Consider the following 26,132-nt stretch of genomic DNA (forward strand, 5'->3'; position numbering starts at 1 on the left):
GAAAGTGGGAAATCTGACGAATTATCATAGCCATAGCCTTTATTGTGACGGGCGTGCCGGCATGGAGGACTTTGTGCGTTTTGCATTGAGTGAAGGTTTTACATCTTATGGCTTTTCATCGCATGCTCCATTGCCTTTTTCTACGGCATGGACTATGGAGTGGGATATCATGGACGACTATCTATCTGAATTCCATCGTCTGAAGGAGAAGTATGCCGGACGTATCGAACTGTATATCGGTCTGGAGATTGATTATCTGAATGAAGCGAGTAATCCGTCCATCGCCCGTTTCAGGGAGTTGCCGTTGGACTACCGTATTGGTTCTGTACATCTTCTCTACAATGACAAAGGGGAAGTGGTGGATGTAGATGTACCTGCGGATACCTTTAAGACCATTGTAGACGGACATTTCTGCGGTGACTTGGAGCATGTGGTCCGTCTCTATTATGGTAGGTTGACGAGGATGCTCGAGCTGGGTGGTTTTGATATTGTGGGCCATGCCGATAAGATGCACTACAATGCAGCATGCTATCGCCCGGGATTGCTGGACGAGCCTTGGTATGATGAGCTGGTTAGGGCGTATTTCGCAGATATTGCCCGTCGCGGCTATCAGGTAGAGGTCAATACCAAAGCCTATCATGACCTGGGTACTTTTTACCCCAATGAGCGGTATTTCTCCTACCTGCATGATTTGGGTGTACGTGTGCAGGTAAACAGTGATTCACACTATCCGGAACGGATAAGCAACGGACGTCCCGAAGCTTTGTGTGCCTTGAGGAAAGCTGGATATGAATCGGTGATGGAACTACACGGAGGAGAATGGAAAGAGATGCCTATCGTGTTTTGAGTGAATAGGATACAAAAACTCCTGACTTGCCTTTTTGTAAAGGTAGTCAGGAGTTTTTTCTTTCTATTATGAACTATTCTGTTTTCAGTAAAAAGTCGTCAATCGCCTTTTTGTAGGTAGCCTTATCGGCTGCTCCGCGGAAGAGCTGAGGCTCTCCATTCATAGGGATGAATACAAAAAGAGGGATGCTTGTTGCATTGAACAACGCTGCCAGTTCCTTTTCCTTATCCACATTGACTTTGTAGACAACGATTTTATCGGCATACTCTTTGGCCAGTTCCTTCATAATGGGAGCCACCATGCGGCAAGGTCCGCACCAGTCGGCATATAAGTCTATGATGGCAGGCTTGTTTCCCTTGTATTTCCAGTCCTGGGATTTCTCATAGTCGAACACATCCTTGATGAACATGGCTTTGTTCATGACGATAACTTCTCCGTTTGTTTGAGCATAGGCCAGCATGCAGGAAAACACGAGGGCAACCATTGCTATAATCTTCTTCATTTCTTCTTGTTAAGAGTTTTGTTCTATAACGGCTTTCAAATCCTTACCGCTGATGACACCCGAGTGGCGCCATACGGCTTCGCCTTTCTTAAATACGATAAATGTCGGTACTGCTTGTATACGGTAGCGGGCAGCAAGTTCTTCGTGCTGGTCTACATCTATTTTGGCGATACGGGCAGCATCTCCTATTTCGTTTTTGAGTTCTTCCAGTACCGGATGCATCGCCTTGCACGGGCCACACCAGGTTGCAAAGAAATCAACTAAAACGGGCTTTTCTGATTGTATCAATTCTTCAAACTTTTCCATAATTTTTTCCTTTCTGTTTTTATTTATTTGTAATGATAACAAAATAGGAGGAGGATTTGTTCGCTAAATCATTATTTAATTGTCATCTCTTCAATGAGATGCGAAGCTCCCGCGTATTTGTCGATGATGAACAAGGTGTAGCGGATGTCTACACATGCTGCTCGTTGGGAGGACGGACGGAAGGCAATGTCGCCAGTCAGACCTTCGTAATTGCGGTCAAAGCCGGTACCTATCAGTTCTCCTTTGGCATTGAACACTGGGCTGCCGGAGTTTCCACCGGTATTGTCTGTGTTGACAATGAAGCAGATGGGCATTTCGCCGTTCGGCATGGCATAACGTCCGAAATCCTTTGCCTGATACAGCTGTTTCAGTTTGGTGGGGACTACAAACTCCCAATTGTCGGGATCTTCCTTTTCCATAGCTCCTTTCAGAGTGGTGTAGTAATCATATTTCACACCGTCTGCCGGAGCGTAGGGGAGTACTTGACCGTAGGTCAGGCGCAAGGTGGAGTTGGCATCCGGATAGATGGGCTGACCATTGGCAAGTTTCATGTCCATCATGCCCTTTACCCATACCTTGTGGGCGGCATTGTAGTTTTTATTGGCATCCATCATGGCAATGGAGGTCTGAAGCAGGCCGTCCGTGATGGAATATTTCAGCAAGACCATCCAGTCTGTATTAATCTTGTAGAGGCTGGGCTTGCGGATGAACTTGGCAAAGTTCTCCTTGTTGCCGAAGATGGAATGTTCAAAGCAGGCGTCGATGAAAGCGTCGCTGTTGCCCTTGAAACGCTTGTCTATGATTTGGAAAATACCGATGCGTTGTTCGGCAGGGATATACTTCATGTAGATTTTCAGCATTTCCTTGCCAACAATACGTTCCACTTCGGGGAAGGGGACAGAGGCAAAGTAGCGGTCGGCTGCCTTCTGAAGGCTGTCTTTAGCTGCTGCAATCTGTTTTTTGTCCTTGTTCTTCAAGGCAGATACCAGTCCTGCGGTGCTGGGGATACGCATGAAATCGAGTCCCGTCACCAGTGCTTCCTGAATGGCTTGCTGGTGGTAGAGGGCTGGACGGCGTTGCTTTACGATGGCGCGTATCTGGTCGAATGCTTGCTGATAGCTATTGTCGTTCAGCGAGCGTCCGCGTGCCAGGAGTGCCTCTTGCTGTGCACGTTTAGTGTCCAATACTTTCAGACGGACGAGACCTTCGTTCATACCGATGGCATTTTTCCAGTAGTTGGCAGAAGATGCATACTTGCTGGCATAGTGGATGCGTACGGCATCGTCTTGCAACATTTGTTTCATCAGAGCTTTCTGGCGGACATCGCGCACGTGGTGGCGCATGAAGTTGGTGGTTTGCATACGCTCTTCCACCTCGTCGGAAATCATGTAGCGCCAGTTGCGTCCGGGGAATCCCATGACGAAGGTAAAGTCGCCCTTGCGATAGCCGTCAAGGCTGATGGTGAGATGTTTCTTCACTTTTAGGGGAACGTTGTCTTTGCTGTAAGCGGCGGGTTTCCCGTCTTTGTCGGCATAAATGCGGAACATGGAGAAATCTCCCGTGTGGCGGGGCCACATCCAGTTGTCGGTGTCTGCACCGAACTTGCCGATGGAGGAGGGGGGAGCGCCTACCATGCGGATGTCGCTATAGGTGGTCTTTACGAACAGATAGTATCTGTTTCCACCGTAGAAGGCTTTCAGTTCCAGTTTGCGGCCGGGTGTCAGGGCGATGCCTTCGGACTTGGCGAAGCGGTCGGCTACTGTTTTCAGGTATTTGGGAGACAGATAATTGGTGCCGTTCGGGTCGTCGTCGGTTTTCAGTTGTTCGTTTACGTAGTCTGTCACGTCCAGTATCCGGTCGATGTAGGTGACGGTGAGTCCCTTGCAGGGAAGCTCCTCTTCGCGGGACATAGCCCAGAAACCGTCGGTCAGGTAGTCGTGTTCCACCGAGCTGTGTTGTTGTATGGCGCCATAGCCGCAGTGGTGGTTGGTCAGTACCAGGCCTTCGGCAGAGATGACTTCGCCGGTACAGCCACCGCCGAAATGCACCACGGCATCCTTCAGGGCAATGCCGTCGGGATTGTAGATTTGGTTGGTGGGGATGAGCAGTCCGAGTTCCGTCATGGCTACTTCGTTCTGCTTTTGCAGGTCGGTGAGCATCCACATACCTTCGTCGGCGTGTGCGGCAAGGACAGAAGATGTAATGAATAATGATAATAGGATTCTTTTCATGGTGATGTGCGTTAGAAGAGCATCTGAGAGGGGGGCTATTCAGTATACGACTGAATAGGGTTAAGTATACGACTGAATGGCATTCACTATACGACTGAATGCCATTCAGTATGGGAGGTAATCTCTCAGAGGCTTTAATTTATTCTATAATGTTCATTTCTTTTATCAGATGACTGCAATTGCCCAGTTTGTCGAGGATGAAGAGCACGTAGCGTATATCCAGTGCAATGCAACGCTGCAGGTCATTGTTGAAGTTGATGTCACCGCTCAGAGATTCCCAGTTGCCGTCGAAAGCAGTACCGATGAGCTGTCCTTCGCCATTGATGACGGGGCTGCCGGAGTTACCGCCGGTGATGTCGTTCGTCGTGAGGAAGCAAACCGGCATGGTGCCGTCTGCCATGGCGTAGCGTCCGAAGTCTTTCTTTTGAATCAGTTCTTTCAGCTTGGCGGGTACCACGAATTCACGGTCTTCGGGATTCTCTTTTTCAAGGATACCGTCGGTAGTGGTATAGTAGTCGTAGTGTACGGCATCGCGTGGGCTGTATGATTTTACATTACCATAGGTCAGACGCATGGTGAAGTTGGCATCCGGATAGGAGGGGACGGGCTGTTTCATTTCACCCAAGCCACGGATGTAGGCCTTGTGGAGCAGTTCCATTCCGCTTTCCAGTTCCATGTATTGCTTTCCGAGTTCCTGCAGCTTTTCGTTCTTGGAGCGCGAGTAAGCCGTAGCAGGGTCTTTCTCGATGGCTTTCACGGTGGGCTTTGCCAGGAATTTATCCAGGTTCTTGCGGTTGGAGAGGATGGAGTTGTCGTAAATGTTGTCTACGTATGTGTTGTAGTCGCCCTTGAACTCTCCGTTGATGGTTTGGTAGAAGGAGGGCAGCTCGTCGGCGTTCAGTGCCTTGGCAAGGGCGGGCAGGATGGCTTTGGCTACGGCGCGGTCCACTTCGTGGTCGTAGTCTTTATTGTGGATACCATCGTATGCATTTTCCAACTGCTTCTTCGAAGCTTGCAGCAATGAGTCGTTCTTCTCTTCGAGCGCTTTCTTTATGTTATCCATGATAAGGTAGGTACTGCCGAATTCGATAGCACCGCGCAATGCTTCGTTGGTATAGTAGAGCTGGCGCAGCGTGGGGGTGCTTTTCTCGATGATGGCATCAATTTTCTCTACCACACCCTCGTATTCGGGTTTTCCTTGGGCAAAGGCGGCATACTTTTTCTCGATTTCGGCTTTGGCGCCCAACACGTCATTGTCGATGATTGCCTTGTTCATACCGATGGAGTTCTTCCAGTAGTTACTGCTTCCGGCAAACTTGCTGGCATACTGGATGCGGGTCTTGTCACTGGCATCCATATACTTGCGCAGCACTTCGAGGCGTACGCCGCGCATATCAATCATTGCCTGATTCACGGCGTTCATGCGTTGCTTCACTTCGCTCTGGGTGAGGTAACGTTCTGTGCTGCCGGGGAAGCCCATAATCATGGCGTAGTCACCTTCGTTCAGACCTTTGATGGAGATGGGCAGGAACTTCGGGGTTTTCAGGGGTACGTTGCTTTCACTGTATTCAGCCGGCTCTCCGTTGGCATCGGCATAGATACGGAACATGGAGAAGTCGCCCGTGTGGCGCGGCCACATCCAGTTGTCGGTCTCACCGCCAAACTTACCTACCGAGGAGGGAGGAGCGGCAACCATACGCACGTCGCTGTATACCTTATAATAGAACATATAGAATTTGTTTCCTGCATAGAAGGGGAGTGCGCGCACTTCAATGCCCGGTTTACCCTTCAAATCGCTCTTCTCCAGTTCCTCTTTTGCCAGTTTGTTGAGGAACGGGGAAGTCAGTGCATCGATTTCCGTCACTTCGCCTGCCTTTATTTTAGCGTTGACAAGGTCGGTGATGTCTACAATGCGGTGCACGAAACGGAATTTCAATCCCGGGGTGGGCAGTTCTTCACTGCGGTTCATGGCCCAGAAACCATCTGTCAGATAATCGTGTTCCACGCTGCTGTGCTGCTGTATGGCACCGTATCCGCAATGGTGATTGGTCAGAATCAGTCCTTCCGGAGAGATGATTTCGCCGGTACAGCCACCGCCAAAGATACCTACAGCATCTTTCAGTGACACGCCGTTGGGATTATAAAGGTCGTCAGCCTCCAGCTTCAGTCCTTGCTTTTTCATCATGTCGATGGAGTTCTGCTGCTTCATCAGTTGCAACAACCACATTCCTTCGTCTGCACGCGCAGAGCAGACTGTCAGTGCGGCAATGGCCGCAAGCAAACCTTTCTTAAATGTAATCTTCATATAATCAATTATTAAGTAATGTCTTTGAATTTCATTGTCATCGCTTGTGGGCTTATGGCTTTATGGCATTGTTTCTTATTGCTTCCATAATGTTTGCAGGCGGACGCCGGTTCATCAGTTCGTTCTTCATAAAGTCCATGTATGGGGCTGCGTGACTGAAGAACTTATGATATCCTGCACAAAGGTAATTCAGTCCCGGCTCTCCGTCGGCTGTACGTGCAAAACGGTTCTTTGGACATTCGCCGTTGCAGGCAAACAGCCATTCGCACTCCCTGCATTGGGTGGGGAGAGATTGTTGCTTCATCAGTCCGAAGGCTTGTTGCCGTTCTCCGTACATCATCTCCACCAGTGTATTCTGATGGATGTTGCCCAGTTTATATTCGGGGAAAACAAAATGGTCGCACGCATATACGTCTCCGTTGAACTCCATGACGCCTGCATGGCCGCAAGTCTTTGCCATGGAACATACACCCGGTTGTTCGCCTATCCAGTTGGCAAGGGTAGAGTCGAATAACTGTATGTAGTAAGTACCCACGTCCTGCTTTACCCATTCGTCGAACAAGGCGCATAGGAAGTCTCCCCATTGTTCCGGCGTGACGGAAAAGTCTGCCAGCTGCGTGCTCTTTTCCTTGTCTGCCAGGGAGGCAAGATGGCGTCCGTCCCCATGAGGGGCAATGCGCTCCACGATGGGGGCAAACTGGATGTAATGGCATCCTATCTCCTTGAAGAAATTATAGAAGTCCAGCGGATAGTCGGCGTTGTAGTCATTGACCACTGCCATTCCGTTCCATTCCACACCGTGCTTTTTCAGCAGGTTGATGCCCTGCATCACCTTGACGAAAGAGGGCTTGCCCTGCTTGTTCTTCCGGTATTCGTCATGGAACTCCTGAGGCCCGTCTATGGAGACACCCACCAGCCAGTTGTTTTCTTTGAAAAACCGGCACCATTCATCGGTCAGCAACGTGCCGTTGGTCTGTATGCAGTTGTCTATGGTGCGTCCGTTGGCATATTTCTTTTGCAGCTCCATGGCACGTTTGTAGAAAGAGAGCGGACGCATCAGCGTCTCTCCGCCATGCCAGGTGAACAGAACCTGGGGCATGGTCTGCGAGTTGATGTACTCCTCGATGAACTTTTCCAGCAGTTCCTCGCTCATCACATGCTTGGGGTTGTCTCTATATAGTTTGGATTTCTCCAGATAATAGCAATAATCGCATGCCAGATTGCATACCGCACCTACCGGTTTCAGCATTACATAGAGCGGTTTGGCAAAAGGTGCATAGGTTGACATGTATATTTTCTCTATTTTTATGATTTATAATTGTGCAAAAATACGTAAACCGAATGAAAAATCCTTTCTTTCTATTCGGTTTATAAGGAATATTAATACCTTTGCTGGGTGTAATTCAAAAATCGTTTCTTGCATGATTAGAATGAGTGTGAACCGCATTTTACCCTTTTTGCTCCTGCTTGTGCTCTTTACTTCTTGCAACCGCAAGTATAAGATAGAGGGCAGTTCCTCGGTAACCAGCCTTGACGGAAAGATGTTGTTCCTCAAGACGCTTCGGGACGGGCAATGGGTGAACGTCGACTCGGCAGAGGTTATCCATGGGCATTTCAAGATGAAAGGCCGGGCCGATTCCGTGATGATGGTGACTCTTTATATGGACCACGAGGGCATTATGCCTTTGGTGCTGGAAGACGGCAAAATCGTGGTTTCCATCTCCAATACTCAGTTGATTGCCAAAGGGACTCCTTTGAATGACAAACTGTACGAGTTCATAGACAAGCGCAATTCCCTGGAAGTGAAGATAGAGGAGCTGGAACGGAAAGAGGCGCGTATGGTGCTGGACGGTGCCAATCTGGATGACGTGCATGGGCAGTTGGCAAAGGAAGGCGAAGCACTTGTGAAGGAGATGAACGACTACGTCCGGCAGTTCATTGTAGATAACTTTGAGAATGTGCTGGGCCCCAGTGTATTCATGATGATGTGCAGCACACTGCCCTATCCGGTGATGACTCCGCAGATTGAGGACATCATGAGAACTGCTCCCTTGTCTTTTAAAGAGAATACTTTGGTGAAGGATTTCCTTACAAAGGCGAAGGAGAACATGCAGCTGATTGAAGAGCAGAAGCGCATGAAGCAAAATGCTTCTGTAGGAGGACAGAAATAAACAGGAATGAGTTGATAATGACAAACGGAAATGCCTGAATATCCTATCAAGATATTCAGGCATTCCCGTTTGTCATTATGTCTTTATCTGTCCTGGTCTTCGTTCTTCACCATCCCTTTATACTTTTCCGGCAATGCACTCTCCACCGCCGCATAAGCCTCGTTCATGCTTGCCTTGATGTTTTCTGCCCCTTTCCCTTTGGGAGGAATAGGTTCATGGATGGTCAGTATCATCCGGTGGCGGTGTATCCACTTTCCGGTGCGTGGAAGAATCTCGAACGAGCCGTCTATAGTGACGGGCACCACTTCCAGTTGCAGTTCATCTGCCAACTGGAAAGCACCTCTCTTGAAGTACCCCATGTGTCCCGTGAAGGTACGTGCCCCTTCGGGAAATACTACCAGTGACACGCCGTCTTTCAAAGATGATTCTGCCTGCCGCATGGTGGCAAGCACCTTCTTGGGGCTGGAACGGTCGACGAAGATATGTCCTGCGCTCTCGCATGCCTTGCCGACAAACGGGATTTTGCGCAGGCTCTTCTTCATCATCCATTTGAAGTTCCGTCCCAGGAATCCGTATATCAAGAATATGTCGAAGGCACCTTGGTGATTGGGCACAAACACGTAGGAAGTACGTTTGTGTATTTTCTCCCTTCCATGTACCTCCACCGGAATAAGCAGTATATAGCAGATGAGCTGTGACCAGATTTTACCGGGATAGTAACCCCAGATATGCGCTCCTCCTATCAGCGAACCGATGATGGTGACCAATGCTGTAAGGATAGTCAGTACCAATAAAATGGGCAACGCAAAGCAAACCTGATAAATAATATAAAGTATCTTCATAGGTGTCGGATTTTTTATTGCTACAAAGATATACCTTTTTCTTATTTCGTCACTCTTTCTCTCTTACTAATTTTAGTACTGTAATTTCCGGCCATGCCCCGAACCGGAACGGCAGTCCTACATAGCCGATGCCAATATTTACGTACAAAGCCCTCTTGCCTTCGTAGTACATTCCTCTCCATTCCGGATAGATAAGTTCGGCAAGGGAATGTCCGAACAAGATGCCTTGCATGGCGTGGGTGTGTCCTGCAAGCATCAGTGAAATATCCGATTGGGGCAGTACCTCGCGCCTCCAGTGGGTAGGGTTATGGCTGAGCAATATTTGGAACATTCCCTCCGTGCCCTGCATGGCTTGCGGCAAGTCTGCAAATTGGGAGAAAGGAGGCTCCCCGTCGTTTTCCACACCGATGAGGGCTATGCTGTCACCTTTGTGATGAAGGATGTCATGCTCATTGTTCAGCAGTTTCCATCCCATTGCTTTCTGCTGCCGGATTAAATAGTCCAGATTGGCGATTTCTGCTTTCGGGCTTTGCCAGTGATAGTATGAGCCATAGTCATGGTTGCCGAGGATGGAGTATACTCCGTCCGGTGCATATAGTTGGGAGAGTATTTCTTGGAAACCATCCAGTTCGTGGCTCTGCTGGTTCACGAGGTCACCGGTGAAGACAATCAGGTCCGGCTTCTGTCCGTTGACTAAATCGACCAACTGTTTGATGGGTTCCGGATTGCCTTGCCAACTGCCGATGTGTATGTCCGATATTTGCACGATGCGGTAGCCGTCGAAACCTTCCGGAATATTGGCAGAACGGTATTCCACTTCTTTTGTATCGAAACGGGTGATGCCTGCCAGGGTACCGTAAAGGATATTGAAGAAGCTGACGACAGCCAAAACCAGTCCTATAGCGGTGAACGGGCTGCGGGGACAACGACGGATGATGAAGTGCGCCAGTACTCCCACCAGCGAGCAAAGCATGAATATGGTTTTTGGAAAGACAAACAGCATGATGGTAATTGCCAGTCTGCCTATGGCCTGCGTATGGTTTGACATCGCATTGTCGCCCGTAAGGAATATGAAGTAAACATAGCCTGCCGCTAATAGCAAGGTGGGAAGCCAATAAAGGCAGTGAAGGACTGCCTTTCTGGTTTTTCTTACTACATAAACCAAGTAAATGTAAAGGTCGGGGATGAGAAGGAAAAGGATGAAAACAAGAGTTACTCGGTGCATATATCTTTCAATTCTTCAATGTTCTTTTTAATATTGTCCAGATGTTTGTAAATCACTTTTTTGTAGAGAATATAGATAATTAGCGCGTCAAATACTACGAAAAGGGTAATCAGTAGGGCTTGTACGCTGGCTGGTGCCAGATGATATTCCATCACCCAATAGTTGAGGATATTGAAAAGGATAATCCAAATGGAGATGCCCATCACTTCATATCTGGTCCATTGGCGGAAGGTGGTCATACGGCGACTGACTTCGGCAACCCCCATTTCATCAATACGCGTGTCCTTGTTCCAGCGGTATGTTTTCCAGTCCCACCACATGCCTATGAGGATGCTTATAGCGATGAATCCCAGTAAAGCGACAATCTTGCCTTGCAGCTGCTCATTGAAGCCGAAGGTGGGCAGCAACAGCCATATAAGCAGAAGGGCTGCCAGACCTACCGCTCCCATTCCGATAGAGAAACGCTGTATGACTACGAGTCGTCCCAGACTTTTGCGGGTATTGGCCTTGTAGCCGGCAATCAGTTCGGTAATCTGCTGTTCGTCAGCAATCGGTTCTTTCTGCAACTGTTCATTCAGTGCGTTCCATGATTTCTTCAGTTCATCCAGTTCCATATATTTATTCCTCCTTATTCATTTTTTTCAATTTGTCCTTGATGCGGCTGAGTTTGGTGGCAACGTTTGTCAAGGTCAGCCCGGTGATTTCGGCAATTTCTTCGTAGCTTTTCTCTTCCAGATAGAGCAGTATGATGGACTTTTCCAATTGTCCCAGTCGGTTTATCATCCGGTAGAGCTGCCGTAGCATGGCTTGTGTCTCGTCGGTTTCTTCAGTCCGGTCGGCTTCCTGGGTGAGGGTGACGATTTCGGGGATGTTCTTTTCTTTGCGGATAAAGCTGATGCACGTGTTCAGTGCGATGCGGTAAATCCATGTGGAAATCTTACACTCCCGCCGGAACTTGGGAAATGCTTTCCATAAGTTGAGCACCACTTCCTGATACAGGTCGTTGAGGGTAGCATTGGGCGTGGTGTACAGATAGCACACCTTATATATCACGCGCTCATACTCCCGTACCACGGATACAAACTCTTGTTCTGCATTTTCCATCTTTTAGCTTCTTTCGAATTGCTTTTGCACTGTTAGTCGCATTGTGTGGCGATAAATCACAGTTCAAAAAGGATTATTTTAATGTGTTAATGTGCCTATATGCTAATGTGCCTATATGCTAATGTGCCAATGACCTGCGGCATGGTAGCACAATATACATATAGCGCAGCCAATTGGCACATTAGCATATAGGCACATTAGCACATTATTCATATTGTAGTGGCTAAAAACTTCCGCATATCCCCTATTGGCATTCCCCGGCGGCGGGCGTAGTCGTCCAGCTGGTCTTCTCCAATCTTGCCCACTGAAAAGTATCGGGATGCGGGATGTGCCAGCATCATGCCGCAGACGGAGGAGTGAGGGTGCATGGCTCCATGTTCAGTCAGCGTGATGCCTATCTGCTTCATGCCGAGCAGTTCGTCCAGCAGGAAATTCACGGATTGGTCGGGTAGGGAGGGGTATCCCACAGCGGGGCGGATGCCTTGGTATTTCTCGACCAGCAGATCCGGAATGGACAAGGATTCGTCGGGGGCATACCCCCAAGCCTCCTTGCGGACATATTCGTGCATCTTTTCTGTGGCGGCTTCGGCAAGGCGGTCGTTCAGAGTCTGTACAAGGAGATGTTTGTAAGGGTCGCTTTTATAAGTCTCTTCGGCCTCTTCACTGATGGTGGAGGCGAAAAGTCCTACGATGTCGGGCGTGCCTGAAGAGAGGGGACGTACAAAATCGCTCAGACAGAGAAATGGACCGCCATCGGGTTGGGGTGTCTGCTGGCGGAGCAGTGGGAAGGTTGTTCCTTCTATCAAGAGGTTATCTCCGTCTGCATTTGCCTGGCAAAGCCTGAAGATGCAATGGATGGAGATTGTTTCGTCCAGTCGGTCGAGCATTCTATTGGCCTCCTTGAAGAGCTGCATGGCTTCGGAAGCCTTGGTGCGTTCCTCTTCGGGAAAGGTCGTCAGCCAAAGTGCACGGCAAGAATCGCAGCCATGGATGTTTGCGATAGCTGCAAAGCGAGGCTGGAAGCCCCAGGCATGGAAGAAATAAATCCAGTTGATGTAAGGGGTTACTTCATGAATCCGATACGAAAGCAATTCATGCCCCAGTGCCAATATTGTCCTTTTCATCCCATTTCATCCCTAATCCTTAATCCCTAGCCTTCACTCTCCAAATCTCAGTTCCTCGCCACGATAAGCATCGTCCACCATGCCGTCGCTATAAACGGGATGTCCGTTGGCAAAAGTCCTTTCCACTTTCCAGTTGAAGGTATGTCCTTCCAATGGGCTCCAGCCGCATTTGCTCAAAACTTTGTCGGCTGTCACTTCCCACGGGGTATCGGGGCGTACCAGCACAAGGTCTGCCCGGTAACCTTCACGGATATAGCCGCGCTCGTTGATGCGGTAAATTTGTGCGGGAGCATGGCACATTTTTTCAACGATGGTCTCGAGTGTGAATATTCCCTCATCTACCAGTTGCAGCATGCTGACAAGCGAAAACTGTATCATCGGCATGCCGGACATGGCCTTCAAGGCACCTCCTTCTTTTTCGGAGAGCAGATGGGGCGCATGGTCGGTGGCTATAACGTCTATCAGGCCGGAGTTGACGGCTGCACGCAGGGCATCGCGGTCGGCTTGCTTCTTAATGGCAGGATTGCACTTGATACGTGTGCCCAACGTGCGATAGTCACTGAGCGTGAAGAGGAGATGGGCAACGCATGCTTCGGCGGTGATATGCTTCTCGGAAAGTGAATAGTCATTGAACAGTTGCAGTTCCTTGGCTGTGGACACATGCAGAATATGCAGCCGTGCACCGGCAATCCTTGCCAGCCGTACTGCCAGCTCAGAAGATGCACAGCATGCTGCCGAGGAGCGGATGTAGGGATGCTTGCCTATGGGAATATCATTCTCTCCGGCAAACATTTCCTTATACTTGGCAATATTGTTCTTGATGGTTTCCTGGTCTTCGCAGTGGGCGGCAATCAGCATGTCTGTACCGTTGAAGATGTTCAGCAGGCTGTTCATCTTGTCTACCAGCATGTTTCCGGTACTGGAGCCCATGAATAGCTTGATACCGCAGACGCGGTGCTTGTCCAGCTTGCCGAATTCGCTGTAATTGTCGTTTGTTGCGCCGAAGTAGCAGGAATGGTTTACGATACACTTCTCGTTCAGCAAATCAAGTTTGGCGTTCAAGGCATCCAGCGTAGTGGTCACCGGATTTGTATTGGGCATATCCATGATGGAGGTCACACCACCTGCGGCAGCCGCACGGCTTTCGGTGAGGATGTCCGCTTTGTGGGTCAGCCCGGGATCGCGAAAATGTACATGGTCGTCGATGATGCCAGGCAACAGATAGCATCCGGTGGCATCTATGGTCTCGTCACAAGGGGCGGAGAGCGGTTTCCAGTTGGTCAGTACCTCTGCAATGCGCCCGTCTTCTATCACTACGGAACCTTTCACGGATTGTCCTTCGTTGACAATCGTAGCGTTATGTATCAATGTTCTTTTCATATCTTCCTAATATTTGTAGTAAACCCCTATCACTCTATCACCCATCACTTCATCTCCTTATCTACGGTAGGATATTTATGGAACCAACTGTTCCATTTCAACCGAATCACTCCGAATACGGCTTCACCAAAAATACTACTGTTCATTTTGGAGGTGCCCAGTTCGCGATTGATGAAGATGACAGGCACTTCCTTTACCTTGAAGCCACATTTGTAGGCGGTGAATTTCATTTCTATCTGGAAGGCGTATCCTTTGAAGCGGATACCGTCCAGATTGATGGTCTCCAATACCCGGCGGCGGTAACATACAAATCCGGCTGTAGTGTCGTGGATGGGCAGCCCGGTGATGAAGCGCACATACTTGGAGGCAAAATAAGACATCAGTACACGTCCCATGGGCCAGTTCACTACGTTCACACCACTCACATAACGTGAACCGATGGCTACATCGGCACCCTCTTCGGAGCAGGCGCGGTAGAGTCGCGGCAGGTCTTGGGGATTGTGGCTGAAGTCGGCATCCATTTCGAAGATATACTCATAACCTCGTTGCAATGCCCACTTAAAGCCGGCTATATAGGCTGTTCCCAATCCCAGCTTTCCTTTGCGCTCCACCATGAAGAGGCGTTCAGGAAACTCCTGCTGCAAGGTCTTTACAATGGCAGCCGTTCCGTCGGGCGAACCGTCTTCAATGACAAGGATGTGAAAACCATGTTTCAGAGCAAAAACGGCACGGATGATATTTTCTATATTCTCCCGTTCATTGTAGGTGGGGATGATGACAATGCTGTCTGATGTTTGCATACTTATAGGTAATGGGGGTTATAACTGGGAACAAATGTAATACATTTCTTTTTTATCTGGCAGCATTTTCACACAAATCTTGATTTTGCAAAGTTCTGGCACCACGACTCTTTCATTTATGTAGCTCCTTCTAACTCCTGACTATAAGGAATGCAGGTTAAATCAAAGAACCGTATGCTTGACTTTGAACTTTAGCCTCAATCTTTAGCTATTCCCGTTTCAATCATTAACAGAAAACATTCAAACTATTAAAGAAAAACTTTCGAAGTATAAAGGATAAAGTGGGTAGATATAGGGAGAAAAAAGTGCTCTTCAGTCTTGGTCTGTCTATCCCAAGCCTTGGGATAGACAGACCAAACCCTGGGATACATGTCCGCGGGCTGGGGATAAACTTTGTGTAACATAACTCCTGAATAGGGATTGTGCAGGCTGTGTTATTCATAATTGGAGGAAAAGAAGTTTCATTGCCTTCCCCGATAAATAGGGCGATACAGAAAAAAGGTGAAGGATGTGCAGGCTGACAGCAGAAAGATTATTTCAGAGAACATAGTTGCCGACAGGTCAAAGCTAAAGATTATTTGTGTATTTTTGCACCGAATTTATTTCGGTAGGATACCTTATGAGAGGTAATATCGGGGGAAAAAGCGCAAAGCAATGAATATAACTGAACTGCAACAATCTTATGCTTCCCATCCCAATGTAGAGGGGGTGTGCAGGCTTCTGAAAGATAACTCTGTCCGTCACCTATATTGCGGAGGTTTATATGCCTCTGCCGCTTCTTTGTTTTCGTCTGTATTGGTTCAGCGGGCTACTTGTCCGCTCGTTTTCATTCTGGGCGATATGGAGGAAGCCGGTTATTTCTATCATGATTTGACGCAGATATTGGGGACAGAGCAGGTATTGTTTTTTCCTTCTTCGTTCCGCCGCGCCATCAAGTACGGGCAGAAGGATGCGGCAAACGAAATACTCCGTACAGAAGTGCTGAGTCGCCTGCAAAAAGGAGAAGAGGGGCTTTGCGTGGTGACCTATTCGGATGCGCTGGCCGAAAAGGTTGTCTCTCGTAAGGAACTGGGAGAGAATACACTGAAACTGCATGCAGGCGAGAGGGTGGATATGAACTTCGTGACGGACGTGTTGCGCAGTTACGGTTTCGAATATGTGGACTACGTCTACGAGCCGGGGCAGTATGCCGTTCGTGGCAGTATTATCGACGTCTTTTCCTTCTCTTCCGAATATCCCTTCCGTATAGACTTTTTCGGCGATGAGGTGGAAAGCGTCCGTACCTTCGAGGTGGAAACACAGCTCTCGAAAGAGAAGAAAGAAAGCATCGTGATAGTTCCCGACTTGAGCCATAGCCTGGAAAAAAAGGGAAGCGGCGGCATGGTGTCGTTCCTCGATTTCCTTCCGTCGGACAGCTTGCTTGCCATGCGCGACTTTCTCTGGTTGCGCGAACGCATCCAGACCGTGCACGACGAATCGCTCACCCCACAGGCCATCGCCGCCCGTGAGTCGGAGGAGAATGGAGCCATCACGCTGGAAGGCAAGCTGATTGATGGTGGCGAGTTCACCCTGCGCGCCCTCGATTTCCGCCGGATGGAGTTCGGCAACAAGCCCACCGGAACGCCGGATGCTACCGTCTCGTTCCATACTACGGTACAGCCTATCTTCCATAAAAACTTCGACATGGTGGCAGAGAGTTTCCGCGAATACCTCTCCCGTCACTACACCATCTACATATGCAGCGACAGCCTGAAACAGACCGACCGCATCCGTGCCATCTTTGAGGACCGTGGAGACAACATATCCTTTACCGCCGTGGAACGGACGCTGCACGAAGGCTTTGCCGACGACACTTTACGTATCTGTATTTTTACCGACCATCAGCTGTTCGACCGCTTTCACAAGTATAACTTGAAGAGCGACAAGGCACGCAGCGGCAAGGTGGCCTTGAGCCTGAAGGAGCTGAACCAATTCACCCCCGGCGACTATGTGGTGCATACCGACCACGGTGTGGGGCGTTTTGCCGGACTGGTACGTATCCCCAACGGTGACACCACGCAGGAGGTGATGAAGATTGTCTATCAGAACGAAGATGTGGTGTTTGTCTCCATCCACTCTCTGCACAAGGTTTCCAAGTACAAGGGAAAGGAGGGTGAAGCGCCCCGCCTCAACAAGCTCGGCACCGGAGCCTGGGAGAAGCTGAAAGACCGCACCAAGACGAAGATAAAGGATATTGCCCGCGACTTGATAAAACTCTACTCGCAACGCCGCGAGGAGAAGGGGTTCCAATACAGTCCCGACAGCTTCCTGCAACGGGAGTTGGAAGCCTCCTTCATCTATGAGGATACCCCCGACCAAAGCAAGGCTACTTCCGACGTGAAGGTCGACATGGAGAGTGCCCGTCCGATGGACCGCCTGGTGTGCGGTGACGTGGGCTTCGGCAAGACGGAGGTGGCTGTTCGTGCCGCTTTCAAGGCTGTGGCGGACAATAAGCAGGTGGCTGTACTGGTGCCCACTACCGTACTTGCCTATCAGCATTTCCAGACCTTCAAGGAGCGCTTGAAAGGCTTGCCTTGCCGGGTGGAGTATCTGAGTCGTGCCCGCACCGCTGTTCAGGCAAAGGCTGTAGTGAAAGGGCTTGCCGAAGGGGAAGTGAATATTCTTATCGGTACCCACCGTATCCTGGGAAAAGACGTTAAGTTCAAAGACCTTGGTTTGTTGATTATTGATGAGGAGCAGAAGTTCGGCGTCTCCGTCAAGGAGAAACTCCGCCAATTGAAGGTGAATGTGGATACGCTGACCATGACGGCTACACCCATTCCCCGTACCTTGCAGTTTTCGCTGATGGGTGCGCGCGACTTGAGCGTCATCCAGACACCGCCGCCTAACCGCTATCCCATCCAGACGGAAGTGCACACCTTCAACGAGGAAATCATTGCCGACGCCGTCAATTTTGAGATGAGCCGTAACGGGCAGGTATTCTTCGTGAATAACCGTATTTCCAATCTGGTTGAGTTGAAGGCCATGATAGAGCGGCACATTCCCGACTGCCGTGTCTGTATCGGACACGGACAGATGGAGCCTGCCGAACTGGAGAAGATAATCTTTGATTTCGTCAATTACGATTACGATGTGCTGCTTGCCACTACCATCATCGAAAGTGGCATCGACATACCCAATGCCAATACCATTATCATCAACCAGGCGCAGAACTTCGGCCTCAGTGACTTGCACCAGATGCGCGGACGTGTGGGGCGGAGCAATAAAAAAGCTTTCTGTTACCTGCTGGCACCGCCTTTGTCCTCCCTTACTCCCGAAGCAAAACGACGCCTGCAAGCCATCGAGAACTTCTCCGACCTGGGCAGTGGCATCCACATTGCCATGCAGGACCTTGACATCCGTGGCGCAGGCAATATGCTCGGTGCCGAACAGAGTGGTTTCATTGCCGACCTAGGCTACGAGACGTATCAAAAGATTCTCTCCGAAGCTGTGCACGAACTGAAGACCGACGAGTTTGCCGACCTTTATGCCGAAGAACTGAAAGCAGACGGAGGCGTCATCAGTGGAGAACAGTTTGTCGACGAATGCCAGGTGGAAAGTGACCTCGAACTTCTGTTGCCTGCCGATTACGTGACCGGCAGCAGCGAGCGTATGTTGCTCTATCGCGAGTTGGACGGATTGACACTCGACAAGGATGTGGATGCTTTCCGTTCCCGCCTCGAAGACCGCTTCGGCCCGATTCCTCCCGAAACGGAAGAACTGCTGCGCATCGTTCCCTTGCGACGCCTGGCTGCCCGCCTCGGCGTGGAGAAAGTCTTTCTGAAAGGTGGGCGCATGTCCCTGTTCTTCGTCTCCAATCCGGACAGCCCGTACTATCAGAGCCAGGCTTTCGGTAAGGTCATTGCCTACATGATGAAGTACACCCGGCGTTGTGACCTGCGCGAACAGAACAACAAACGGAGTATGTTGGTGAAGGATGTCAAGACGGTAGAAGAAGCTGTCTGTGTGTTGCAGGAGGTAGTGGCAATGCAGGTGGAAGAGTAAACTGTTGCCACTCCTGCCACTAACGTCCGAACTGCAAGGCGAATCCCAAATTGAAGAAAGTGATGTTGTTTTTGAACCAGCTATGGTCTACTCCGTCATCATACCCGTCTGTGTTATAAAGTCGTGCATCGGGGTTGGCAAACCAGTCTGCTGTCAGGAAATCACAGCGAATCATACCCGAGAGTTTACGGCTGATGCGGAACTCATAGCCTGCTGCGAAAGTTATTCCACAATATCCTTTATGGAAAAGGTGTCCGTTCCGTTCACCGCGTTTATATGTCCGTTCCTGATAGTTCATATACCCGATGCCGAACGAGAGGAACAGTCCTTGATTCCCGTTGCTCCACAAGGGCCGGTATGTGATGTTGGGGCGTATGCAGTGCAGATGTGCCTTATCCGGCAGGCGTGCCATGCGTAGATAGTCATATTGAAGTCCTGCGGCAAATAGGGGCGTGATGTAGTAGCGGCCTTCTGTCATCAGGTCATATCCCACCCGGTTGCCATTCTTGCTGAAGAAGTCGTTACGGTTTCCCTCTACATGAGGTAAGGATACACCGCCACCGAAGATGATACTGTAATTTTGCGGCAGGCATTCGCTTTGTGCCAGCAGACCTGTCGCTCCGATGGGGAGTAGGGATAGGCAGAGGAGGAGGAATCGTTTCATGCAGTTGCTGTGAGTTTCTTGGAAATATCGTATTTTTATCGTTTCCCGTATAGCTTGTCTATCAAATCCGTCCGTCCTATCCGGCGCAGTTCGTTTATGATGTTCCTGCGCTCTTCGGGTTTGTACCAGAAGAAGAATTGGCGTTGAGCCAGTTTCTCGCGCTGCGTTTTGGCACTGAATACCGGTTCCAGCGTATAAGGATGGAAGCCCGTGTACCATGCTTCGGTGGCAACGGTCATGGGAGTAGGGGTAAAGTCTTGCACTTGCTCCAGATGGAAGTCCAGTCGCTTGGTGATGACGGCAAGTTCCGCCATATCTTCCTCCTTGCATCCGGGATGGCTGCTGATGAAATAAGGAATAAGCTGCTGGCGTAGTCCTTCTTCATGGTTAATCCTGTCGAATATCTTCTTAAACTCACCGAACTGGCTGAACGGAGGCTTGCGCATGATGTTGAGCACGCGGTCTGACGTATGCTCCGGTGCTACCTTCAGGCGACCGCTGACATGGCGGGCAATGAGCTCGCGGGTATATTCCTGCGTACTTTTGTTAGTGTTCGGGTCCTTGCTCTGGTGCAGCAGCAGGTCATAGCGTACACCGCTGCCAATGAAGGACTTCTTGATGCCGGGCAGGGCATCTACGGCATGATAGATGTCGAGCAGCGGACGGTGGTCCGTATTCAGGTTGGGGCATACCTTGGGGTAGATGCACGACGGGCGTTTGCATTTCCTGCAGACGGCCTCATCCCGTCCCTTCATGCGGTACATATTGGCCGACGGGCCTCCCAAATCGCTCAAATAACCCTTGAAGTCTGGCAGCTCCGTGATGGCTTTCACCTCTTTCAGAATGCTCTCCTTGCTGCGGCTTACGATGAATTTGCCCTGGTGTGCGGAGATGGTGCAGAAGGCACATCCTCCGAAACATCCGCGATGCAGGTTGACGGAGAACTTTATCATGTCGTATGCCGGAATACGTTTTCCCTTGTATTTGGGATGGGGCAGGCGCGTGTATGGCAAGTCGAAAGAACGGTCGAGTTCAGCTTCCGTCAAAGGGGGATAGGGAGGATTGACTACTACCGTCAGCTTGCCGCTCTTTTGCAAGATGCGGGATGCTGTATATTTGTTACTTTCCTCCTCGATATGACGGAAGTTGGCAGCTTCTTTCTTTTTATCTTTCAGACATTCTTCATGGGAAAAGAGGGTGATATCCCCTTCTTGTACCACTACTTCCTTGTCAAGGTAAACCATTTGGGGAATATCGGCGATGAGCTTTTTGAAGCTTGGGGCGTCCATCTGTGTCTGTTGGCGTTTCAGCCTTTCCGCAAGTTCCACCACCGGTTTCTCTCCCATACCGTAGATGAGTGAGTCGGCTCCGCTGTCGAGGAGGATGCTGGGGCGTACACGGTCCTGCCAATAGTCATAGTGCGTCAGGCGGCGCATGCTTGCCTCGATGCCGCCCAGTACGACGGGGACATCGGGGAATAGCTTCTTTAATATCTGGGTATATACAATGGAAGGGTACTCCGGACGCATATCCGGACGTGCATCCGGGGTATAGGCGTCATCACTGCGCAAGCGTTTGTTGGCAGTATATTTGTTGACCATCGAATCCATACAGCCGGGACTGATGCCGAAGAACAGACGGGGACGTCCCAGTTTTTTGAAGTCGCGCAAGTCGTCGCGCCAGTTGGGTTGGGGGATGATGGCTACGCGCAATCCTTCTGCTTCGAGGATGCGGCCTATGACAGCGGCTCCAAAAGAAGGGTGATCCACGTAGGCGTCACCGCTGAAAAGTATTACATCCAATTCGTCCCAACCACGTAGTTCCACTTCTTTCTTGGTAGTAGGAAGCCAGTCTGTAAGGCGATATTCTTTCATTTGCACATTAAAAACTGTAATGTCATCCGTTCTCCGTCGTAAATCTCACGGAAGCCTATCTGCTGTTCGGAAAGATACTCTTTCATGTCATTGAAGGCAGCAGCGTCGTCCATGATGATTTCCAGCTTCTCGCCTTTTCCGGCCTCGCACATGGCCTTGATGGCAGGGATTAAAGGGCTGTAATGCTGTTGTCCGCAGGTGTCGATGGTTTTCATTTATTCTTCTTCTATGGTGTCTTGTTGGGAAAGCCATTGCAGATAGAGCTTGATGAGCTGTTGTAGTCCGAAGGCCTTCATGTTGTTGTGATAGATAACGTCGATACAGAGGTCGAGCAGGTCTTTGCTGTCTTCCTCTTGCGCGGCGATGAGGGAGCGGATGTTCAGTTTCAACTTGTCGAGCACGGTTTCGTCCACAATACCGTTGCTGTCGATGAGATGGCGGAAGAGGCCGTATTTCTCGATGGTGGCAAGATTCTCTTCAGAAACTTCTAAACTACGGGTTCCGCTGGGGTTGGCTTGTATAGTGTACATGATGTTTAATGTTTAGTGGTTAATGTTTAATGATTAATGGAAGCAAAGATAGTTTTTTCACTACAGATTACACAGATTTTCACAGATTATTTATAGGGATTGCTATTTTGTCTGTGTTAATCTGTGTAATCTGTGGTGAGAAAGCGGAGTATGGATGCCATAATTACATTTCTGGATGTTTCTTCCCGGATGCTTTCAAAAGGGAATCCCATGACAAAAGTGCGATAATCACTGCCTTGATAGGCTACGGCGGCGGGTGTGTTGCCGATGGCATAGGTCATGACTGGAAAAGCGGGAGACATGGGCAGGATGCAATCAGGGGAAGTGACCGGATAGCTTTGCTCATTCGGCAGGCGGGGAAGGGTGAAGGTATGCCCCAGTCCCCGGACAGCGATTTTGTCCCCGTCTGTTTTCAGAGAGTTGCCATGCCGGTACTTCAAGATATTCTGAATAAATTCTTTATTGCCCTGCGAGCTGTCCATATCGCTGCCTACATAGGCACCGCTGACCAGGAGATGACCTCCCGACTGGCAATAGGAAGTCAGTATGCGCTGCATGGGCGAGGAGAATGTTTTGTAGTAGGTATTGCGTGCCGGATTGCTGGAATTGTCTTCTTTCTCAAGTCCGAGGATATAGTCCACTATCGGATAATCCTCTAATGAGAGGATGCCCTTTTCCACAGCCTCGTCGCTGCATGAGACGAAGCTGTAATTTCCGGCTGCCTGGATGGCTTTGCCATGTACGAAGGGGTAATCGAAAGTGTTTCCGATGATTTTCATGCCTTCGTATTCGTCACTGCTCTCTCCCAGACGTCGTCCTGCTTCCTTCCGGCTAAAATTCTGCTGGGCGCCGCAGAGGGAGATGTCATAGAGATAGGGTACGCCGGGATCTTGTGACAAGTCGAAGCCTGCCGCATCGGGGGTGTCTATAACGGCAGGCCCGCTGATGCGGTCGAATCCGTTGACGATAAGTATCTGTCCTTTTTCACGCTTTGCCTTGTAGGCGGCAAGAATTTCCGAAGGGAAGCTTTCGCCACCCCGGTTTACGGCGGTTACTTTAAAGGAATAGACGATGCCCGGTTCTATTTTTACGGTGTGGGATGAGGAGCTGACGCGTACGCCATTGTCAAATCCTCCACGACCGATACGTGTATATACAATGTATTCACGTGGTTTGGCAGTCGGCTCCAACGGGTCTTCCTCTCCTTGCCAGGAAAGCTCTAAAGTATTCTTCTTTTGACCGAAGCGGATGGCAAAGTGGCTGACGGGAAGGGGTTGGACAACGTAGTCTCTGCCGTGCTGGCTGCATATGTATTGCAGAATGGCTTTATAGAGCGCACGCCCGACGGTGAACTTGAAGTTAGGGTCATGTCCCAAGCGCATATCTGCGAAGTTCTGGTGCGACAACAGTTCTACGATGGTGGAAGGGACGGCGGGCAGGCGTGTTTCACTGTAGTTGCGGTTCCATAGGCTGCGGCGTGTCCAGTCTACGTTGAAGGTAGAGCGGATATCACGCTGCAACTGCGTTAGCAGAATGTCCGAAAGGTCACGGGAGGCATGGCGGTCTGTACCGGCATGCAGTCGGCCGTTGTTGAAGTTGGTGGTATAAATGCCGAGAGTGCCTATAATCTCATCTTCCTTACTGAAACCGGCATCGCTATGCAGGGCCATACTCATTTCAAAGGGGATGCCCAAACCTTCTTCCGTCGGGTTGAATAGTGATTTTCCTGCAAGGTAATTCACTGTACGGGAACGTACGTTGATGTCGTCGTTCATATCATTCTTTCCCTCATAGCCTCCATAGACGGGATAGGGCATGCCTGCCCATTGGGCAAAGTAGCGTGCGCCTTCCAGGTATCTGGGCAAGCCGCTGGTTTGTCCTCCGCGGGCAATGTTGCCCATGCCTCCTCCAAAGCGGACGGCATCGGCACAGACCACGCCTTTCTCTTTGCTTTCGTTGCTCAATACCACCATGCCATAGTCATTCCGGCCTTTGTCGAAAGTGAATGTGCCGAGGTACACCCATGTGCCGCCTCCTATTTGCTGGTTCACCTTGAACTCCGTGACGCCTCCATTGTGAAATACAAGATATTTGGCATCGCTTACGCTGCCCGGCAGTGTTTGGTAAGATACGTATACAGCATATTCTCCCGTTTCCGGAATATCGGGTACCCATTCGGCAAAAGCCTTGTCTTTCTTCTTTTCAGTTTTGGCAAAGCGTGCCGTGCCGGAGAGGAAAGGGTTTTCATTGTCCTGATAGATTCGTTTCCGTTGGGCAAATCCGGGTCGGAAGGTCTGTTCCCAACGTGCTTTCCGGCTTTTCACGTCCAGATAAAGGGAACCTTGTCCTCCATGTCCGCTCAGGCTACCGTCATTGTCTACGATGACTTCCTGCTTCTGCGTGTCCCTTTCGCGGGGAGTGAATACATTGGCTCCTGCATTCTCTAGCATGGGCAGGAGGTAGGGCAGGATGAAGGATTGGGTGAACTGGTCTTCTGTAGTGCAGAACAGCCTCGGGCGTTGCCATCCCCATTTGTCCTTGTCATTGATATAATATTTCCCGTGGCTTTGCCAAAGGGCGATGTGGCGTCCTTCCAGTCCGCGGGTGATGTCGTAGGGGCGCGAGGTACGGGTTACCCAGGGGGTACCTTTGTATTCCAGGTGGCTGAACAGACGTGCCTTGTCTTTCTTCCCTTTCCGGTAGAGGTTGGGGATAAGCTCTTCGATGCTCTTCCCGTCAGCAAAGACGGTGAGGTCGAAATAGTTCACCGGTCCTGGCAGGATTTGTCCCAGATGGCGGTAAATGGCATCAACGGTTTCAGGCCGTAGAGGCTGGTAGGCAAAGCGCTCGTTTGTATAGACAAGCAATTTCTTCTTCCGGAAGTCAATGCGGAAACTATCCAGCTTGCAGGTACCGATGTTGGCCGTATGGGTGGTGTATTCCCTAAAGAATGTCTGGAGGCGTTCTTCCACATTCTGCTCTAGTTCTTGTGCCGGAAGGAGGAATCCACACAAGAGCCATATGCCGGTTAGGATAAGTTTTTTCATACTGATGAAATATTGAAGTTGCCAATATCTGCTTTTACCAGACGGTGGTGCGTGCAAAAGTACATAAAAGAAAGCTTCACTGATGAGCGGGTTACTTTCTTTTTATTATTTTGCAGACATATAAGTAAGTCTTAAGAATTAAAAAGCATTAATCGGCAATCTTTTTCAGTTCTGTCAGTTCCGTAACTTTGTCCGGATAGAGGATGGCGTTGTGCGCAGCCATTTGAGCTGCTTTCTTATGGATTGGGTCTATTCCTTCGGGAGAATATGGGTTTTCTGTTACATTCCGATGGGTCAATGCCTCAAACCATGTGCAGGCAGCTGTATATCTGCCTATGGTTAAGTCAAGGTGGTATCCGTCCCTATTCATATGGTCGCCGATAAAGGAGGTACGTGCATTTTGTATGGCGGTTCCCGAAGGGATAATTTTCTTGATACCCACCAGGTTGGCGGCTTTCTTTACTGCATCCACAATGCTGGTGTACATTTTCATTTGGTTCTGGTCATAGTTTTTGAATCCGGTGTGGTTGGCATTGGTAGCATAAGCCCATGTCTGGTGCATCATTAATACGGTTTCCTTTCCAATTCGTTCCCTAATATAGTTAACCAATTCAGGTAGGGAAGCTTTGTAGCTGTCATAGATACCAGACAAAGGGCTGGCCTGCTGAACACTGATATAGTCCCATTTCTCATCGGCCAGTGCTTTCTCAATAGTCATTGACCGGGTTTCTGTTTTTTCCCCGTCTTTCTCTACTTTGCGATAGGCATAGGCCGGAGCGTTGTTGCGTATGTTTTGTACGTGCCGTTCCAGTGAACATCCTCCGATAAACATATTGCCGATAATCATGGTGATACCTTCAGCTTCTCCCAGTTCGTGCAAATATTGCTCTACTGCATCTTGTGAAAAGCTGTTGCCTATTGCCAATACTTTGATGGTGTCGTTATTGGCATGGCATCCATTTGCAAACAATGTAAATGGTGTGAGTAGGAATAAAATGACAAGGATGTTGATAGCATACTTTTTCATAATGGGGTTTGTTTTTAAGTTTTGTCGTTTCGATAAATAAGTAACAAAATTATTTGATTGTTTTTATATCTGCAAATATTCTTTGGGAATATAAGAAGGCTGAGACATG

21 protein-coding genes are annotated in these 26,132 nt (G+C 49.6%); 3 read left to right on the plus strand and 18 right to left on the minus strand.

The window, feature by feature from the left end:
• Positions 1-4: 4 nt before the first annotated feature.
• A complete protein-coding gene (locus NQ510_RS10865; protein WP_034525511.1) occupies positions 5-847 on the plus strand; it encodes a histidinol-phosphatase in 843 nt (280 codons plus the stop codon).
• Between the two features lie 73 nt (positions 848-920).
• Here the strand turns inward: NQ510_RS10865 and NQ510_RS10870 are convergent, their stop codons facing one another.
• The 5 genes from NQ510_RS10870 to NQ510_RS10890 all read right to left on the minus strand — a co-directional run bounded on the left by NQ510_RS10870 (position 921) and on the right by NQ510_RS10890 (position 7,479).
• Positions 921-1,349: a thioredoxin family protein gene (locus NQ510_RS10870; RefSeq protein WP_005826712.1), complete on the minus strand. Its 429-nt coding sequence runs from the start codon at positions 1,347-1,349 to the stop codon at positions 921-923.
• Between the two features lie 9 nt (positions 1,350-1,358).
• Positions 1,359-1,655 (minus strand): thioredoxin, encoded by a 297-nt coding sequence (trxA, locus tag NQ510_RS10875; protein ID WP_005826711.1) that lies wholly within the window; start codon positions 1,653-1,655, stop codon positions 1,359-1,361.
• 71 nt (positions 1,656-1,726) lie between these two features.
• Entirely contained in the window at positions 1,727-3,886 is a 2,160-nt protein-coding gene (locus tag NQ510_RS10880; RefSeq protein WP_005826710.1) for a S46 family peptidase, read from the minus strand.
• Positions 3,887-4,025: 139 nt separating this feature from the next.
• Entirely contained in the window at positions 4,026-6,191 is a 2,166-nt protein-coding gene (locus tag NQ510_RS10885; protein ID WP_005826709.1) for a S46 family peptidase, read from the minus strand.
• 52 nt (positions 6,192-6,243) lie between these two features.
• Positions 6,244-7,479, minus strand: a complete 1,236-nt coding sequence (locus NQ510_RS10890) for an anaerobic sulfatase-maturation protein (protein WP_005826708.1) — start codon at positions 7,477-7,479, stop codon at positions 6,244-6,246.
• Positions 7,480-7,612: 133 nt separating this feature from the next.
• Here NQ510_RS10890 and NQ510_RS10895 point away from each other — a divergent pair, with 133 nt between their 5' ends.
• On the plus strand, positions 7,613-8,362 hold the full coding sequence (locus tag NQ510_RS10895; protein ID WP_008663699.1) for a DUF4369 domain-containing protein: 750 nt from the start codon (positions 7,613-7,615) through the stop codon (positions 8,360-8,362).
• 83 nt (positions 8,363-8,445) lie between these two features.
• Here NQ510_RS10895 and NQ510_RS10900 read toward each other — a convergent pair whose 3' ends face one another.
• The 7 genes from NQ510_RS10900 to NQ510_RS10930 form a co-directional block, all read right to left on the minus strand.
• On the minus strand, positions 8,446-9,204 hold the full coding sequence (locus NQ510_RS10900) for a lysophospholipid acyltransferase family protein (protein WP_005826706.1): 759 nt from the start codon (positions 9,202-9,204) through the stop codon (positions 8,446-8,448).
• 49 nt (positions 9,205-9,253) lie between these two features.
• Positions 9,254-10,429 carry a metallophosphoesterase gene (locus NQ510_RS10905; protein ID WP_005826704.1) on the minus strand — a complete coding sequence of 392 codons (1,176 nt, stop codon included), beginning with the start codon at positions 10,427-10,429 and terminating at the stop codon, positions 9,254-9,256.
• Complete coding sequence (locus NQ510_RS10910) at positions 10,417-11,043, minus strand: hypothetical protein (RefSeq protein ID WP_005826703.1); 627 nt, start codon at positions 11,041-11,043, stop codon at positions 10,417-10,419. The genes NQ510_RS10905 and NQ510_RS10910 overlap by 13 nt, the downstream gene beginning before the upstream one ends.
• 4 nt (positions 11,044-11,047) lie before the next feature.
• Entirely contained in the window at positions 11,048-11,533 is a 486-nt protein-coding gene (locus NQ510_RS10915) for an RNA polymerase sigma factor (RefSeq protein WP_005826701.1), read from the minus strand.
• A 209-nt stretch (positions 11,534-11,742) separates the two neighbouring features.
• A complete protein-coding gene (locus tag NQ510_RS10920; RefSeq protein ID WP_005826699.1) occupies positions 11,743-12,657 on the minus strand; it encodes a vitamin B12 dependent-methionine synthase activation domain-containing protein in 915 nt (304 codons plus the stop codon).
• 33 nt (positions 12,658-12,690) lie between these two features.
• On the minus strand, positions 12,691-14,037 hold the full coding sequence (locus tag NQ510_RS10925; protein ID WP_005826696.1) for a dihydroorotase: 1,347 nt from the start codon (positions 14,035-14,037) through the stop codon (positions 12,691-12,693).
• Positions 14,038-14,081: 44 nt separating this feature from the next.
• A complete protein-coding gene (locus NQ510_RS10930; RefSeq protein WP_005826694.1) occupies positions 14,082-14,837 on the minus strand; it encodes a polyprenol monophosphomannose synthase in 756 nt (251 codons plus the stop codon).
• A 654-nt stretch (positions 14,838-15,491) separates the two neighbouring features.
• Here NQ510_RS10930 and mfd point away from each other — a divergent pair.
• Entirely contained in the window at positions 15,492-18,881 is a 3,390-nt protein-coding gene (gene mfd, locus NQ510_RS10935; RefSeq protein WP_005826689.1) for a transcription-repair coupling factor, read from the plus strand.
• Between the two features lie 19 nt (positions 18,882-18,900).
• On the opposite strand, the gene NQ510_RS10940 is transcribed toward mfd, so the two are convergent.
• From NQ510_RS10940 to NQ510_RS10965, 6 genes are all read right to left on the minus strand, one after another.
• The gene (locus tag NQ510_RS10940; protein ID WP_005826687.1) at positions 18,901-19,545 is read right to left on the minus strand and encodes a hypothetical protein; all 645 of its coding nucleotides are present in this window, start codon (positions 19,543-19,545) and stop codon (positions 18,901-18,903) included.
• A 35-nt stretch (positions 19,546-19,580) separates the two neighbouring features.
• The gene (locus NQ510_RS10945) at positions 19,581-21,419 is read right to left on the minus strand and encodes a YgiQ family radical SAM protein (protein ID WP_005826685.1); all 1,839 of its coding nucleotides are present in this window, start codon (positions 21,417-21,419) and stop codon (positions 19,581-19,583) included.
• Positions 21,416-21,634 (minus strand): sulfurtransferase TusA family protein, encoded by a 219-nt coding sequence (locus NQ510_RS10950; RefSeq protein ID WP_005826683.1) that lies wholly within the window; start codon positions 21,632-21,634, stop codon positions 21,416-21,418. Before NQ510_RS10950 ends, NQ510_RS10945 begins: the two co-directional genes overlap by 4 nt.
• Positions 21,635-21,949: a hypothetical protein gene (locus tag NQ510_RS10955; protein ID WP_005826681.1), complete on the minus strand. Its 315-nt coding sequence runs from the start codon at positions 21,947-21,949 to the stop codon at positions 21,635-21,637.
• Between the two features lie 116 nt (positions 21,950-22,065).
• Complete coding sequence (locus NQ510_RS10960) at positions 22,066-24,996, minus strand: golvesin C-terminal-like domain-containing protein (RefSeq protein ID WP_005826679.1); 2,931 nt, start codon at positions 24,994-24,996, stop codon at positions 22,066-22,068.
• 148 nt (positions 24,997-25,144) lie between these two features.
• Complete coding sequence (locus tag NQ510_RS10965; RefSeq protein ID WP_005826677.1) at positions 25,145-26,023, minus strand: DUF4886 domain-containing protein; 879 nt, start codon at positions 26,021-26,023, stop codon at positions 25,145-25,147.
• Positions 26,024-26,132: the final 109 nt, after the last annotated feature.

It is taken from the genome of Bacteroides uniformis (assembly GCF_025147485.1).
GTDB classification, from domain to species: Bacteria; Bacteroidota; Bacteroidia; order Bacteroidales; family Bacteroidaceae; genus Bacteroides; species Bacteroides uniformis.

Bases quoted from the DNA above. Each gene is read 5' to 3' on its own strand.
- NQ510_RS10905 (WP_005826704.1), bottom strand. From the start codon at position 10,429: ATGCACCGAGTAACTCTTGTTTTCATCCTTTTCCTTCTCATCCCCGAC.
- NQ510_RS10940 (WP_005826687.1), bottom strand. From the start codon at position 19,545: ATGAAACGATTCCTCCTCCTCTGCCTATCCCTACTCCCCATCGGAGCG.
- NQ510_RS10930 (WP_005826694.1), bottom strand. From the start codon at position 14,837: ATGCAAACATCAGACAGCATTGTCATCATCCCCACCTACAATGAACGG.
- NQ510_RS10915 (WP_005826701.1), bottom strand. From the start codon at position 11,533: ATGGAAAATGCAGAACAAGAGTTTGTATCCGTGGTACGGGAGTATGAG.
- NQ510_RS10960 (WP_005826679.1), bottom strand. From the start codon at position 24,996: ATGAAAAAACTTATCCTAACCGGCATATGGCTCTTGTGTGGATTCCTC.
- NQ510_RS10925 (WP_005826696.1), bottom strand. From the start codon at position 14,037: ATGAAAAGAACATTGATACATAACGCTACGATTGTCAACGAAGGACAA.
- NQ510_RS10965 (WP_005826677.1), bottom strand. From the start codon at position 26,023: ATGAAAAAGTATGCTATCAACATCCTTGTCATTTTATTCCTACTCACA.
- NQ510_RS10885 (WP_005826709.1), bottom strand. From the start codon at position 6,191: ATGAAGATTACATTTAAGAAAGGTTTGCTTGCGGCCATTGCCGCACTG.
- NQ510_RS10945 (WP_005826685.1), bottom strand. From the start codon at position 21,419: ATGAAAGAATATCGCCTTACAGACTGGCTTCCTACTACCAAGAAAGAA.
- mfd (WP_005826689.1), top strand. From the start codon at position 15,492: ATGAATATAACTGAACTGCAACAATCTTATGCTTCCCATCCCAATGTA.
- NQ510_RS10880 (WP_005826710.1), bottom strand. From the start codon at position 3,886: ATGAAAAGAATCCTATTATCATTATTCATTACATCTTCTGTCCTTGCC.
- NQ510_RS10920 (WP_005826699.1), bottom strand. From the start codon at position 12,657: ATGAAAAGGACAATATTGGCACTGGGGCATGAATTGCTTTCGTATCGG.
- NQ510_RS10895 (WP_008663699.1), top strand. From the start codon at position 7,613: ATGATTAGAATGAGTGTGAACCGCATTTTACCCTTTTTGCTCCTGCTT.
- NQ510_RS10955 (WP_005826681.1), bottom strand. From the start codon at position 21,949: ATGTACACTATACAAGCCAACCCCAGCGGAACCCGTAGTTTAGAAGTT.
- NQ510_RS10890 (WP_005826708.1), bottom strand. From the start codon at position 7,479: ATGTCAACCTATGCACCTTTTGCCAAACCGCTCTATGTAATGCTGAAA.
- NQ510_RS10870 (WP_005826712.1), bottom strand. From the start codon at position 1,349: ATGAAGAAGATTATAGCAATGGTTGCCCTCGTGTTTTCCTGCATGCTG.
- trxA (WP_005826711.1), bottom strand. From the start codon at position 1,655: ATGGAAAAGTTTGAAGAATTGATACAATCAGAAAAGCCCGTTTTAGTT.
- NQ510_RS10950 (WP_005826683.1), bottom strand. From the start codon at position 21,634: ATGAAAACCATCGACACCTGCGGACAACAGCATTACAGCCCTTTAATC.
- NQ510_RS10910 (WP_005826703.1), bottom strand. From the start codon at position 11,043: ATGGAACTGGATGAACTGAAGAAATCATGGAACGCACTGAATGAACAG.
- NQ510_RS10900 (WP_005826706.1), bottom strand. From the start codon at position 9,204: ATGAAGATACTTTATATTATTTATCAGGTTTGCTTTGCGTTGCCCATT.